A 12,077-nucleotide genomic window follows, 5' to 3' on the forward strand; every position below is an offset into this window, starting at 1 on the left:
ACTTAGGGCAGACGCGACCAGTTTCCAAGAGGTAAATTGCACGTCCGCGCAATCAATCGCGCCTATCGTTAACCTCTGCCACCTAAGCTCGAACCATTGACACAGGACTCACGCTCTTGTCTTGTCGGACGCGCCGAACACGCTCAGACAAACAACGCATAAACGCCAGACGATGCCGACACTCACGATTTCCGAATACGACATGGCATCGGGCTTCGCCAGTGAGTTTGCTCGACACCAACTAAACGACCGCATCACCGGCTTGGAATGCGTCTATCGCTCGCACGGGTTTCCGGGATCCCGGCTGGTGATGAAGGTCGAAACACCAGGTCAAGACTTTGCCCTCAAGATCGATACCATCTCACCTGAATCGGGGCGTCTGGGCAGAGAGTTCGAAACACTCAACCGGGTCTTCGACCATTTCAAAGGACACGAATCCGGCCGCGTCGTACGGCCTGTTTTTTTAGCCCCCGGCGGCGCCTACATGGTGACTGAGTATGTAGACCGACCCACCGCCGTCGATGTGATCTATAACAGCGACGATGACAAACAGGTTGCGCAGGTCTATCGCCGCGCAGGTGCCTGGCTGCATCATCTTCACAGCCTGCAGAAGCCAGTTCAATACGCGTTCCGGCCCCGCTGGATGACCGACAACATCCTCGAGTTATCGACCCTTGTTCCGGATCATATCTCCCCGATCAGCCAACCCATGGTCGACACGTTTCTCGCCGAGGCCGCACGGCTGCGAAACCGGCCTGATCTGCGGGTGTTTTCGCACGGGGACTACCACGGGCTCAACCTGATTATGGGTCAGGGCACCACCATCGGCCTCGATTTCACCGAGGCGCGGGACAAGCTGGCCGTCTACGACATCGTCGATTTTGTGAAAGCCGACATCTTTCGCAGCGCCACTCAGGAGGAGGTTGACCGGAGCGGTATGCTCAAGACCAACAAACAGATGTTCTTCAAACTCTACCGCCACCCAATCGATATCGAGATCCTGGATTGCTGCCTGCGTGGACGCCTGCTGAAAGACTGGCTACGCCTCTGGCGGCCAGACTTCATTTGCAGCCAGTTTGAAGAGCGCAAGCGCAATCTGTTAGAAGCGCGCCTGAAACAGATTTTCCTGTAGCACACAAAAAACCCGGGCAGTTTGCACCACCCGGGTCTTGTTACTGATGGCTAGATGCAGTGGGATTATTCGCCCGACGCAGCTGCCACATCCAGTGTCACGCCGGGGCCCATGGTCGAGCTCAGCGCGATTTTCTTCATGTAAGTACCTTTAGCGCCCGACGGCTTGGCCTTAGCCACAGCCGAGATGAAGGCACGGACGTTTTCGACCAGTTTGGCTTCTTCGAACGACGCTTTGCCAACACCGGCGTGCACAACGCCGCCTTTCTCCGCTTTGAACTGAACTTCACCACCCTTGGCTGCTTCCACGGCTGCTTTCACGTCCATGGTCACGGTGCCGACCTTGGGGTTCGGCATCAGGTTGCGAGGGCCCAGAACTTTACCCAGACGGCCAACGATGGGCATCATGTCAGGGGTTGCAATGCAACGATCGAATTCGATGGTGCCGCCCTGGATGGTTTCCATCAGGTCTTCTGCGCCAACGATATCTGCGCCAGCTTCTTTTGCTTCGTCAGCCTTGGGGCCACGCGCAAATACCGCAACACGCATCGCTTTGCCGGTGCCGTTCGGCAGACCGACGACGCCGCGAACCATCTGGTCCGCGTGACGGGTATCGACGCCCAGGTTAAGAGCGATCTCGATGGTCTCGTCGAATTTCGAGGTCGCGTTGCCTTTGACCAGGGAAACAGCTTCTTCAACCGACAGGTTTTCCTTGCCAGCGACAGCTTCGCGCGCAGCGCGGGTACGTTTACCGAGTTTTGCCATCTTACTTCACCTCGATGCCCATAGAGCGGGCCGAGCCCAGGATGATCTGCATTGCGCCTTCGACGTCGTTGGCGTTCAGATCTTTCATTTTGGCTTCGGCGATTTCGCGAACCTGCTTCGAGGTCACGGTTGCCACGGTCTCACGACCGGGGTTTTCCGCGCCGCGAGGACGGTTCCGCTTGCCAACCGGCTTCAGACCAGCCGCTTTTTTCAGGTAGTAAGACGCGGGCGGCGTCTTGATGTCCATGGTGAAGGACTTGTCCTGATAATAGGTGATCACGGTCGGGCACGGAGCGCCGGGCTCCATGTCTGCGGTCTTGGCGTTGAACGCCTTGCAGAATTCCATGATGTTGATGCCGCGCTGACCCAGCGCCGGACCAACTGGCGGCGACGGGTTCGCCTGACCTGCAGGAACCTGCAGTTTCATTGTACCAGCAAGCTTCTTGGCCATTTGGTTTTCCTTTCAACGTAGGTGGGACGCGTCCCACCCGGTTTATGTTGCGTGGTCCGGCCCGGGATCGCGATCCCAGCAACCTCCCACGAGAGAATCTCGCCCGAAGACGATAGAGGCGGCGTTTATAGGGGAATGTATGGGTTGGCAAGTGGGTGGCATCCTGAATTCTCCCCACTTGATCAAACCTAAAGGCAAGTTTTGCTCAGGTGGGTTTCTTTGCCTATTGCGAAGGATCTCATATCTCAGATGGTGACACAGCCCGCTTATAGAGATGCCACGTGGTATGGCCAAGGATCGGCAGAGTAAAGATAAGACCCAGAAATGCCGGAACCAAAGACAACAACATGGTAATCGAAATGATCGCTGCCCAGCCTAACATGACAACGGGGTTCTCGGTGACAACGCGAATGGACGTAAGCATCGCGGAAACAAAATTTGTTTCGCGGTCGAGCAGCATCGGCATCGCGACGACGGTAACCGAGAACAAAACGGCTGACAGAAAGGCTCCGACGCAAGTGCCAATTGCAAGGAAAGTCCAACCCTGTGGCGTGAAGAATACCGAATTTATAAACCCTTCAAAGTCAGAGAATGATGCATTTTGCAGAATGATCGCTAGCCAAAGCCTGATCTGGTAGGTCCAGACCCAGAAAATGAACAACGTAACAAATGCCATCCAGCCCATTTCACGATTGCGCTGATTGGCCATGGTTTTGAGGATGTCAGACCAGCTGAATTCCTCTCCCTTCTCCAGCCGTCGGGACATCTCATAGAGCCCAGCTGCAGCGAACGGCGCGACCAGCGGGAAGCCTATGGCTGCGGGAATAATCATCCAAATCTTACCAAGCCAGACCAGACACCAAACAAATAGGATTCCGAAAACCGCATAGAAAAGGCCAAAGAAACCGCTCATGAGGGGGCGCGCGAGAAAGTCAGAAAACCCCGCTCTGAGCGAAGCGGTAATATCATCCTTTGTTAGACGATTGACCTCGGGCACGTCCTCTTGTTGCGGTGTCAGATTTTTCGGTGATGTGGAACCGTTGGCACTGGGTGCCATAACAAACTCCTCCCAAACCGTAGTGTCTGAATGGTCTGCCTATCCAGCTAGCCAGGCGGCGAGACAGATGTCTTTTGCTTGACAACAAGTTAGCAGCAGATGAGCCTCTGGCACAAGAAGAGTATATAGCAGCCAGAATTGCCTTGCTGCTATTGAATGACTTGGTGGTCTAGCTCAGCTCGGGGAATCGAACCCAAAAGAGACGTTAACTTTGCTTCGTAACCTGCGTGAAGTCCAGCTCGACCGGGGTTTCGCGGCCAAAGATCGAAACAGACACTTTCAGCTTCTGCGCCTCGTCGTCCACGCCTTCGACCATACCGTCGAAATCCTCGAACGGGCCGTCGTTGACTTTGACCTTCTCGCCCACCTCGAAGGTGATCATCAGCTTGGGCGCTTCTTCACCCTCCTGAACGCGGTTGAGGATCTGGTTCACCTCGGCGTCGCGCATCGGCATCGGGCGGCCTTGAGGACCGAGGAAGCCGGTGACGCGGTTGATCGAGTTGATCAGGTGATAGCCCTGATCGGACATTTCCATATGCACCAGAACATAGCCCGGCATGAACCGACGCTCGGTCGTGACTTTCTTGCCCCGACGCACTTCGATCACCTCTTCGGTGGGCACCAGCACTTCGTCGATATCGTCTTCAAGGCCCTGTTCAGCCACCGACGTGCGGATCTGCTCTGCGATCTTCTTTTCGAAATTCGAAAGAACGCTGACCGAGTACCACCGTTTCGCCATGAACCTGTCGTCCTTGTTTAGCTCCGAGGCGGCAAGCCGCGCGCCCCGCGTTGAAATTCAATTGCGTGACCCGGAATAAAAAGCGGCGCGCAACCTGATTCGCCGCACGCCCATTCCGAATAGTCATGTCACCTACTCTGACACGCCGTGCTGTGCAAGGGGGCAGTGGTGTTTCCACCCGCCCAAACTGCCTTAGCTGAACGCGCCCAGCACCAGCTGAAGACCCCCGCGAATGCCCAGATCGACCAGCGCAAAGAAGGCAGCGGTCAGGGCGGCCATGATGAACACCATAACCGTGGTCAACAGCACCTCACGCCGGGTCGGCCAGACGACCTTGGAAACTTCGGCACGGACTTGCTGAATGAACTGGATCGGGTTGGTGGTGGCCATGTGGCTTGGTCTCTCTGCTAGCGGATAGGCCGGACATAGCTGGGCATTGCGGCAATTTCAAGGGCGGTTCGGATCAACTCTGCTTGGTCGATGCGACGCGGTTACGGCTTGGGCTTATCGTCCCATTCCTCGCTGAGAATCCGGCGGGCGTCGCCCTCGGGATCCTCGTACTGGTTCGAACGGACCGTGTAAACAAACGCAACTAAGCCAACGCCGCCCAGAAAAAGGGAAATCGGGATCAGATAGGCGAGCACTTCCATTCGAGGTTACCTCAGCCGCAGGGCGTTCAGGGATACGGTAATGGACGAGGTCGACATCGCCAAGGCCGCTATCAGTGGCGTCGCCAAACCAGCAACGGCCAGCGGGACTGCGATAACATTATAGACGGTGGCGATGCGGAAGTTCTCGCGAATCCGTTTGGTGGCTTTGACGGCGGTATCGCAAGCGTCCGCGATGGGCGACAGATCGGTGCCCAGCAAAACGATGTCTGACGCGACGCGTGCGGCATCCAACGCCGAAGCCGGAGAGATCGAGACATGCGCCGCAGCCAGCGCGGCCGTGTCGTTCAAGCCATCACCGACCATCAGCACATGCCGACCCTGATCACTGAGCTCCTGAATACGCTGGGCCTTGTCTTGCGGCAGCGCCTCGGCGATCCAGTTTTGGATGCCCAGCTTGTTGGCCAAGGCCTCAACAGCACCTTTGGAATCGCCCGAGATCAGCATGATCTGCTTTCCAGTCCTCGCAAATGCTTTGACCGCCTCTGCCGCTCCGGGCCGTAGCGTGTCTGAGAAGTTGAAAGCCTTGGGGGGATTTGATCCGACCGACAGCCACGCTGAAGTCTCGGACCCTTGCTCAGCCCCCACCCAAGCCGCCCGGCCCAGGCGAACCCGCTGACCGCGATATTGACCTTCGGTGCCGTAACCCGGCACCTCAACGATATCCTTCACCCCGGCAGGTTTGACACCCGCAGCCCGCGCTGCCTGTGCCAATGCGACCGATAGCGGATGGGCCGATGCCTCGGCCAGTGCCAGCGCGACTTCCAGATCGGCGCGGGAATGGTCGCCCAGATTGGTCAGTTCGGGCGCGCCTGAGGTGAGCGTGCCGGTCTTGTCGAAGACAACCGTGTCAACCTCGGCCAGACGTTCCAATGCGGTGGCATGTTTGATCAGCATCCCCTTGCGGAACAACCGGCCTGAGGCGGCTGTCGTCACCGCTGGCACAGCCAGCCCTAAGGCGCAGGGACAGGTGATAATCAACACCGCCGCAGCAATGTTCAACGCAATGCGCAGATCGCCGGAATAGATATACCACCCCAAAAAGCTGAGCGCCGAAAGGATGTGAACCCCCGGCGCGTAAAGCTTGGCAGCCTTATCGGCCAGCGACGTGTACCGAGACCGACCGGATTCTGCGATCGCAACCAGATCGGCCATACGGTGGAGTGAAGTGTCTTCTCCCACAGCAGAGGCTTGAATGGTCAAGGGGCCGGTCAGGTTGACCTCGCCCGCGCTGACGGTTTGGCCGGCTTCGGCAAAGACAGGCAAGGTTTCACCCGTCAGCAAAGAGCGGTCTAATTCGGACTGGCCCGAAACGATCTGACCGTCCACTGGCATCCGCCCACCGGGGCGAACCAGGATCAGATCACCCACGGTCAGTTCTGAAACGGCAACCTCTTCCTCAACCCCATCAATGACACGAATGGCGCGGGGCACCTCAAGCGCGGTCAACTCCTCAGCTGCCGAGCGCGCCGCCGCACGGGTTCGGTAGTCCAGATACCGTCCGGCCAGCAGGAAGAATGTCAGCGTCAGCGCAGCATCAAAATAAGCATGTTTCCCGCTCAGCGCCGTTTCCCAAAGCGATGTCGCAAGGGCCAGCAGGATCGCCAGCACGATCGGCACATCCATGTTCAGGCGTCGAACACGCAAGGCGCTCCAAGCATTGGCAAAGAAGGGCTGTGCCGAAAAGGCAATAGCTGGCAAGGCGATGGCAGCAGAAATCCAATGGAACATGTCGCGCGTCGCATCCGCGGCACCTGACCAGACCGAAACTGACAGCAGCATGACATTCATCGAAGCAAAGCCAGCCACCGCCAGCCGCATCAACAGATCCCGACCCGCCTTATCCGCGCTGGTTGCAGACAGGGCACCGGAGTCCAGCTCATGCGCCTCATATCCGGCGCGTTCCAGAACCGGGATCAGGTCCGCGGCCCGCGTCTCGGGCGCGGCTTTGATCATCGCGCGTTTGAGGGTCAGGTTGACGCGCGCATCCTCGACCCCTGGATGTGCGTTCAGTGCACGCTCGACATTCGCGATACAGGCCGAACAGTGAATGCTCGGCAGTGACAGCGCAATCTGTACATCCTCGGGGATCGGGCGCGCCGGTTCAGCCGGGGTTGCGATGCACCCGGGACAACCTGCCGCACCAGAAGGCATTTGCGCCGTCACACTGTCAGCCTTTCACGTAGAGTGGAACGCGCTGAGCAAACTCTGCGCCCGCATGATCGCGGGCCACCAGCCGGATATTCCAGTTTCCCTTACCCAAAGCAGCCGGTGTTGCGTAGGCGAAGCCGTCAAAGGTGAACTCGGGCGAGAAATCATCCTTTACATGGGTTGCTCGGCCCACGACGGCCTGTAGTTCTGCAACCTGAACCGGCGCGCCGGTCGCATCGGTGATGTGCAGAATCAATAGCCCGCCCTTGGTCTCGGCGCGCACGTCCCACCCCAAGGCTCGCTGTTCTTGCAGGCGTTCGTTGAAGTTCTGGCTGGCGACGTAGGAGTTCTTTACCTCCAACCCCGGAAAGGTCTTAACCGCGCTATAGGCCAACAGCAGGTTGACTGAGATGATGACGGTGAAAGCACCCACAAATATGGCCAGTGCATGTTTTCCCGTAAACTTGCGTTCTGTCATGATCAATTTCCTCGTCCATTGAACGTGGTGTCTTTGTAAGCACGCTCGCCGTTGGTGATGTCCTCGACCCAAATCCGAACCGGCGTTGTGTCTGCACCGGCGGGGCCGGTGTCACCCGAAGCCACGATATAAACCCGAACCAGCTGTGCCGTATCCGCCGTCACATTTACAGTATGCAGGTTTGTGCCCTCAATCTCCATCCGCATGCTTGGGTCGCCAGCAAGTGACAGGCTGAACAACCGATCCTCGCCATGTTTGTTGCGCAAGCGCACATCATAGGTGTTGCGAATGGTGCCATCAGACAATGTCACAAAGGTCGGGTTGCGGACAGGAGCGACGGTCAGATCAATATCGGACCGGATAAACAGCGCGAACAGCAAGGCGAAGCCGACAGCAGACCAAAGTGACGTGTACATGATGGTGCGCGGCCGTAGGATATGTTTCCAAACGCTCTTGGGCGGATGGCCTTCGCGTTCGCGTGGTTCATCGCTCAGTGCCATATAGTCGATCAAACCACGCGGCTTGCCGATCTTAGCCATCATGTCGTCGCAGGCATCGATGCAAAGCGCGCAGGTGATGCACTCAAGTTGCTGGCCGTCGCGGATATCGATGCCAACGGGGCAGACATTCACACAGGCCATGCAGTCGATGCAATCGCCCAACTCGGAGTCGGCCGTGCGCTTGCCCTTGCCGCGCGGCTCACCGCGCCATTCTCGGTAGCCAACGACCAGAGTATCCTCGTCCATCATTGCCGCCTGAATGCGCGGCCAGGGGCAGGCATAGATGCAAATCTGCTCGCGCGCAAAGCCGCCGAACAGGAAGGTCGTGCCGGTCAGGATCAACACGGTTGTGTAAGCCACCGGGTGCGCATTGCCGGTCACCAGATCGCGCAGCAGGGTTGGCGCATCGGCAAAGTAGAACACCCAAGCGCCGCCTGTCAGCAGGCCGATCAGGAACCAAGACACCCATTTGGTCAGGCGCAGGCGTGCTTTGCGGAAATCCAGCTTCTCTTGTCGTTGCAGGCGCAAACGCGCGTTCCGATCCCCCTCGATCCAGCGTTCGACCAGGATGAACAGGTCGGTCCACACGGTTTGCGGGCAGGCATAACCGCACCAGACTCGACCCAAGGCCGAGGTGAACAGGAACAGTCCAAGCCCAGCCATGATCAGCAGGCCCGCGACAAAATAGAACTCATGCGGCCAGATCTCGATCCAGAAGAAATAGAAGCGCCGGTTGGCCAAATCCAGCAGCACCGCCTGATCCGGCAAACTGGGGCCACGATCCCACCGGATCCATGGGGTTAAATAGTAGATCCCCAAGGTCACGATCAGGATGATCCATTTCAGGTTGCGGAATGGTCCGGATACGCGCCGCGGAAAGATAGGTTCTCGTGCGGCATATAAGCTGGGGGCGGGGTCGGAATCGCTCACTGGCTGGCTCCAAGAATTGGCACTTTGGCTCGCGTGTTTTCTCAGATCACGTCGGTGCAAACTTTGACATGGGTCAAAACGCGCATCGAACAATCATCTTTTATTGGGCTGCGCCAGCTTGTCGCTTCAACCAACGAACAAAGGTTTTAACAGCCGGTCTAAGCGGTGTTTTTGCCGTTAAAACATGGTATCCACTGCTTTCTGGCTCGGCATAGAGCTCGACCAGGCGCCCGGCGCGGATATCCTGTTCGACGAAATGTCGCACCGTGGCCGTCACTCCTTGCCCGGCGCGAAGACCATCCAACAGCAGATTGCCTGGCAAGGATAAACGACCCGCCAACGGGGGATGATCTACACCCCGTTTGGCCAGCCAATTGCTGGCCTCAGTGGTGCCAAGTTCCTCCAACCAGGGCAACTGGCTCAGCTCTTCGGGCGTCCACTTGACTTTGCCCCCTAACAAAGCAGGCGCTGCCACGACGACAAAAGGTGTTTTTAGCAACATCTCAACATCTACACCCGGCCACCCTCCAGCGCCGTACCGGATTGCGACATCAACCCCGCCGGGCGCAAGGGTGACGAGATGTGGTGAAGGGTCGATAGCCAAGTTGATATCAGGGTAGTCGGCCTGAAACGCGGGCAAGCGTGGCATCAACCACGATGCGGCGAATGAAGGTGTCAAAGACGCATGAACCGGGCGCGCCTCGCCCGACCGCATGAGATCTTCTACAACAGCACTGATTGACCCAAACCCAAGCTGCAGGGCGCGGGCCAGATGCTCGCCTTCAGAAGTCAGGGTCAACGCCTTTCCAGTGCGATCTAAAAGCACAACACCAAGGTGTTTTTCAAGCACGCGAAGCTGTTGGCTGATTGCTGCATGACTGACGTTCAACGCGGCACCGGCATCGCTCACATTCCGCCTTTCAGCAAAGGCAGCAAAAGCCCTGAGTGAGGCCATCGGAGGAAGAGAAAGCCAATCCATATGTAATCCATACTTACATGTTGGAATGGTAATTGAGTGGCATTCAGCGCGTCAAAGGTCAATCTCTATTCTCAGAAATGCTTCCGCACAGGAGAGAAACCATGCTGAATGTTTATGCCCGTTCTTTTATGACTGCGACCCGAATAGATACGCCGCGCATCCAAGACGCACCAAAGCAAGGCGACCGCAAACGTCGCTGGCTGCCAGAAAGTCACTGGTGGATCAAGAACCCGCGCGATGTGGATCTGGGCAATCTTTGATACGCGCAAAGATAAGGTGAGCGAACCGCTGCCGAGTGCAGCCTTGTTCACCAGATACAAGCACCGGCCGCTCAGGAAACGCGCGAACAGATCGAGCAGCCGGTGCCTGAACCTGCGGGCAGCGCACTGCCTGCAGGTATTCTTGTATGCTTACTGACCGCCACCCAGCTGGTGGACATAGGCCGTAACCGCACGGATCTGAGCTTCGGTCAGGCGGGTATCCCACGGCGGCATCACGCCAAATCGGCTATATGTCACCGTTTCGGTCAAGGCCTCCTCACTTCCGCCATAAAGCCAGATCGCATCGGTCAGGTTCGGGGCACCTTGGAAGACATCCCCCTGACCATTCTCACCATGACAGGCCGAGCAATTGTCTTCGAACACAACCTTGCCAGCTTGCGCTGCCGCGTCGTCGGTCTGCGCGTTGGTCAGAGACATGACGTATTGAACCACTTGGGTGATTTCCTCTTTTTCAAGAAGCTCACCAAAGGCCGGCATTTCGGACCAACGGGTGTCATCGCTTTCCTCACTACGGATGCCGTAGCTGACTGTGGTTTCGATGTCTTCCAAAGTTCCACCCCACAGCCATGCGTCATCCAGCAGGTTGGGGAAGCCGGTTGCACCCTGCGCACCCGAACCATGACACTGTGCGCACCAGGTGCGGAACACCGCGCTGCCTGCGTTGACGGCATATTGCTGCAACTCGGCATCTTTCGAGATATCCTCGAGCGGGGTTTCCACCAGCTTCACGTTCCAGGGCGCATTGGCCTCTTCAAAAGCAACCAGTTCCTTCTGCACCTCTTCGCGGGATGACCAACCCATGACGCCTGCGGTGGCGGATTGAACCAGTGGCCATGCTGGGTACATGATCGTGTAGATCACACCCCAGATGATCGTGGCATAGAAGGTCCACAGCCACCAGCGCGGCATCGGGTTGTCAAACTCTTCAATGCCATCCCAGGTATGGCCGGTTGTGTTTGGATCACCCGGCTGTTTATCAGGTGTCTTGTTCATTGCCGCGCCTCCTTGGATGTGGCGGGTTCGTCTTGCTGCGGTGCAGGTGCATCAGCGTGCCGGAAGGGGATGTTTGCGGTGTCCTTGTATTCCTTGCTGGCGCCGGGCCGGAAAACCCAGACCACGATGCCAACGAAGAAAGCAAAGAGCAGCAATAGCATCCAGCTATCCGCGAATTGCCGTAGGAGTGTGTATTCTTCCATCCTACCCTCCTGTTACCGGTTTGCTGCGGGGGTGAAGGTCGAGAAATCGACGAGCGTGCCCAGCATCTGCAGATAAGCGATCAGCGCATCAGCCTCGGTCAGTTCGGGCTGACCATCGAAGTTGCGCACGTTGACCTTGTCGCCATAACGCTCCAGCAACCCGTCAAAATCGCTGTCCGGATCGGCCTGAGCGCGGAAGTCCGCCACTGCGTTCTCCAACATCTCTTCGGTGTAGGGCGTTCCAACAACAGCGTTCACCGCCATGATGTCACCAATGTATTCACCGTCGATCTTGCGGTTTTCAAGGAAACCGTATTTCGGCATCACCGATTCCGGCACCACCGACTGTGCATCGCGCAGGTGGCGCACATGCCAGTCATCCGAGTAACGGCCACCCACGCGGGCCAGATCAGGCCCGGTGCGCTTCGACCCCCACTGGAACGGATGGTCATACATCGACTCGGCCGCCAGCGAATAATGGCCATAGCGTTCGACCTCGTCCCGCATGGGGCGGATCATCTGACTGTGGCAGACATAGCAGCCTTCGCGGATGTAGATCTCACGCCCTGCCATCTCGAGCGGGGTGTAAGGGCGCATACCCTCCACCTTTTCAATGGTGTTCTCAAGATAGAACAGCGGGGTGATCTGAACGATGCCACCAATGGTTACGACCAGGAAGCTGAAGATCAGCAGCAGGGTCGCGTTGGTCTCGAGGATCTTATGTTTGTCAAGAATTGCCATTGCTCCAGCC

At 57.5% G+C, this 12,077-nt stretch carries 15 protein-coding genes; 2 read left to right on the top strand and 13 right to left on the bottom strand.

Annotated features, from left to right (window positions below):
• The first annotated feature begins 172 nt into the window (after positions 1–172).
• Positions 173–1,132, top strand: a complete 960-nt coding sequence (locus ACR0JX_RS19400) for an aminoglycoside phosphotransferase family protein (RefSeq protein WP_480545428.1) — start codon at positions 173–175, stop codon at positions 1,130–1,132.
• Positions 1,133–1,197: 65 nt separating this feature from the next.
• Here ACR0JX_RS19400 and rplA read toward each other — a convergent pair whose 3' ends face one another.
• The 10 genes from rplA to ACR0JX_RS19450 form a co-directional block, all read right to left on the bottom strand.
• Entirely contained in the window at positions 1,198–1,896 is a 699-nt protein-coding gene (rplA, locus tag ACR0JX_RS19405; RefSeq protein ID WP_353009213.1) for a 50S ribosomal protein L1, read from the bottom strand.
• Position 1,897: 1 nt separating this feature from the next.
• Complete coding sequence (gene rplK, locus ACR0JX_RS19410; protein WP_010440985.1) at positions 1,898–2,347, bottom strand: 50S ribosomal protein L11; 450 nt, start codon at positions 2,345–2,347, stop codon at positions 1,898–1,900.
• Positions 2,348–2,585: 238 nt separating this feature from the next.
• Positions 2,586–3,179 carry a DUF2189 domain-containing protein gene (locus ACR0JX_RS19415; RefSeq protein WP_480545430.1) on the bottom strand — a complete coding sequence of 198 codons (594 nt, stop codon included), beginning with the start codon at positions 3,177–3,179 and terminating at the stop codon, positions 2,586–2,588.
• Between the two features lie 430 nt (positions 3,180–3,609).
• Positions 3,610–4,143, bottom strand: coding sequence for a transcription termination/antitermination protein NusG (nusG, locus tag ACR0JX_RS19420; RefSeq protein ID WP_170533167.1), 534 nt, complete (start codon positions 4,141–4,143; stop codon positions 3,610–3,612).
• 192 nt (positions 4,144–4,335) lie between these two features.
• Positions 4,336–4,533: a preprotein translocase subunit SecE gene (secE, locus tag ACR0JX_RS19425; RefSeq protein ID WP_170533170.1), complete on the bottom strand. Its 198-nt coding sequence runs from the start codon at positions 4,531–4,533 to the stop codon at positions 4,336–4,338.
• 101 nt (positions 4,534–4,634) lie between these two features.
• Entirely contained in the window at positions 4,635–4,793 is a 159-nt protein-coding gene (gene ccoS / locus ACR0JX_RS19430; RefSeq protein WP_170533173.1) for a cbb3-type cytochrome oxidase assembly protein CcoS, read from the bottom strand.
• Positions 4,794–4,799: 6 nt separating this feature from the next.
• The gene (locus ACR0JX_RS19435; RefSeq protein ID WP_480545432.1) at positions 4,800–6,965 is read right to left on the bottom strand and encodes a heavy metal translocating P-type ATPase; all 2,166 of its coding nucleotides are present in this window, start codon (positions 6,963–6,965) and stop codon (positions 4,800–4,802) included.
• A gap of 16 nt (positions 6,966–6,981) precedes the next feature.
• Entirely contained in the window at positions 6,982–7,440 is a 459-nt protein-coding gene (locus ACR0JX_RS19440) for a FixH family protein (RefSeq protein WP_480545434.1), read from the bottom strand.
• Positions 7,441–7,442: 2 nt separating this feature from the next.
• The gene (gene ccoG, locus ACR0JX_RS19445) at positions 7,443–8,870 is read right to left on the bottom strand and encodes a cytochrome c oxidase accessory protein CcoG (protein WP_480545436.1); all 1,428 of its coding nucleotides are present in this window, start codon (positions 8,868–8,870) and stop codon (positions 7,443–7,445) included.
• Between the two features lie 100 nt (positions 8,871–8,970).
• Positions 8,971–9,849, bottom strand: a complete 879-nt coding sequence (locus tag ACR0JX_RS19450) for a LysR family transcriptional regulator (RefSeq protein ID WP_480545438.1) — start codon at positions 9,847–9,849, stop codon at positions 8,971–8,973.
• A gap of 101 nt (positions 9,850–9,950) precedes the next feature.
• Between ACR0JX_RS19450 and ACR0JX_RS19455 the strand changes: the two genes are divergently transcribed.
• Positions 9,951–10,109 (top strand): hypothetical protein, encoded by a 159-nt coding sequence (locus tag ACR0JX_RS19455; RefSeq protein WP_480545440.1) that lies wholly within the window; start codon positions 9,951–9,953, stop codon positions 10,107–10,109.
• 150 nt (positions 10,110–10,259) lie between these two features.
• On the opposite strand, the gene ccoP is transcribed toward ACR0JX_RS19455, so the two are convergent.
• From ccoP to ccoO, 3 genes are read right to left on the bottom strand one after another with little or no spacing between them, the layout of a single operon-like run.
• Positions 10,260–11,123 (bottom strand): cytochrome-c oxidase, cbb3-type subunit III, encoded by an 864-nt coding sequence (gene ccoP / locus ACR0JX_RS19460; protein ID WP_480545442.1) that lies wholly within the window; start codon positions 11,121–11,123, stop codon positions 10,260–10,262.
• The gene (locus ACR0JX_RS19465) at positions 11,120–11,326 is read right to left on the bottom strand and encodes a cbb3-type cytochrome c oxidase subunit 3 (RefSeq protein WP_480545444.1); all 207 of its coding nucleotides are present in this window, start codon (positions 11,324–11,326) and stop codon (positions 11,120–11,122) included. Before ACR0JX_RS19465 ends, ccoP begins: the two co-directional genes overlap by 4 nt.
• A 12-nt stretch (positions 11,327–11,338) precedes the next feature.
• On the bottom strand, positions 11,339–12,067 hold the full coding sequence (ccoO, locus tag ACR0JX_RS19470) for a cytochrome-c oxidase, cbb3-type subunit II (RefSeq protein WP_480545445.1): 729 nt from the start codon (positions 12,065–12,067) through the stop codon (positions 11,339–11,341).
• Between the last annotated feature and the right edge of the window lie 10 nt (positions 12,068–12,077).

Source organism: Ruegeria sp. AH7, from assembly GCF_056541325.1.

Bases quoted from the DNA above. Each gene is read 5' to 3' on its own strand.
- ACR0JX_RS19400 (WP_480545428.1), top strand. From the start codon at position 173: ATGCCGACACTCACGATTTCCGAATACGACATGGCATCGGGCTTCGCC.
- rplA (WP_353009213.1), bottom strand. From the start codon at position 1,896: ATGGCAAAACTCGGTAAACGTACCCGCGCTGCGCGCGAAGCTGTCGCT.
- rplK (WP_010440985.1), bottom strand. From the start codon at position 2,347: ATGGCCAAGAAGCTTGCTGGTACAATGAAACTGCAGGTTCCTGCAGGT.
- ACR0JX_RS19415 (WP_480545430.1), bottom strand. From the start codon at position 3,179: ATGATTATTCCCGCAGCCATAGGCTTCCCGCTGGTCGCGCCGTTCGCT.
- nusG (WP_170533167.1), bottom strand. From the start codon at position 4,143: ATGGCGAAACGGTGGTACTCGGTCAGCGTTCTTTCGAATTTCGAAAAG.
- secE (WP_170533170.1), bottom strand. From the start codon at position 4,533: ATGGCCACCACCAACCCGATCCAGTTCATTCAGCAAGTCCGTGCCGAA.
- ccoS (WP_170533173.1), bottom strand. From the start codon at position 4,793: ATGGAAGTGCTCGCCTATCTGATCCCGATTTCCCTTTTTCTGGGCGGC.
- ACR0JX_RS19435 (WP_480545432.1), bottom strand. From the start codon at position 6,965: ATGCCTTCTGGTGCGGCAGGTTGTCCCGGGTGCATCGCAACCCCGGCT.
- ACR0JX_RS19440 (WP_480545434.1), bottom strand. From the start codon at position 7,440: ATGACAGAACGCAAGTTTACGGGAAAACATGCACTGGCCATATTTGTG.
- ACR0JX_RS19450 (WP_480545438.1), bottom strand. From the start codon at position 9,849: ATGGATTGGCTTTCTCTTCCTCCGATGGCCTCACTCAGGGCTTTTGCT.
- ACR0JX_RS19455 (WP_480545440.1), top strand. From the start codon at position 9,951: ATGCTGAATGTTTATGCCCGTTCTTTTATGACTGCGACCCGAATAGAT.
- ccoP (WP_480545442.1), bottom strand. From the start codon at position 11,123: ATGAACAAGACACCTGATAAACAGCCGGGTGATCCAAACACAACCGGC.
- ACR0JX_RS19465 (WP_480545444.1), bottom strand. From the start codon at position 11,326: ATGGAAGAATACACACTCCTACGGCAATTCGCGGATAGCTGGATGCTA.
- ccoO (WP_480545445.1), bottom strand. From the start codon at position 12,067: ATGGCAATTCTTGACAAACATAAGATCCTCGAGACCAACGCGACCCTG.